Annotated in this window: 1 protein-coding gene; it reads right to left on the minus strand. The window is 43.9% G+C overall.

Annotated features, from left to right (window positions below; translation table 11 throughout):
* A partial coding sequence (locus tag ACFINZ_RS11735; RefSeq protein WP_375701613.1) for a YebC/PmpR family DNA-binding transcriptional regulator occupies positions 1-585 on the minus strand: 585 nt, incomplete at both ends.

Consider the following 585-nt stretch of genomic DNA (forward strand, 5'->3'; position numbering starts at 1 on the left):
CTTTTTCTTCATCTACGGGTGTAAGGGTGGTGGCTTTCCAAACAGTTTTGATTGATTCTGCTTCGCCAAGTTTTGCTTCAAGCATTTTAGAAACTTCACCAATATCTTCAAATGCACAGATAATATGATGCCCAGTTTCTTCCGATTGCACATCTTCAGCTCCTGCCTCTATCGCTGCGTCCATGATGTTGTCAGTTGTTCCTGCTTCCGGCTTATAGATGATTTCACCAATCCGGTTAAACATGAAGCTTACAGAACCTGTTTCTCCTAGTGCGCCACCTGATTTGGTGAAAGCGGCGCGTATGTTTGAAGCAGTGCGGTTGCGATTATCCGTTAAAGCTTCAATAATAACTGCAACACCACCTGGACCATATCCTTCGTAGCGCACTTCATCATAATTTTCGACATCACTCCCTGAAGCTTTCTTAATTGCACGTTCAATATTGTCTTTCGGCATCGATTGTGCTTTCGCATTTTGCACTGCAAGCCTTAAACGCGGATTCATAGCCGGATCAGGAGAGCCTTGTTTGGCTGCAACGGTAATTTCACGTGCAAGCTTTGAAAATATTTTCGAGCGCATTGCAT

Source organism: Bartonella sp. AA81SXKL, assembly GCF_042196945.1.
In the GTDB taxonomy this organism is placed as follows: Bacteria; Pseudomonadota; Alphaproteobacteria; order Rhizobiales; family Rhizobiaceae; genus Bartonella.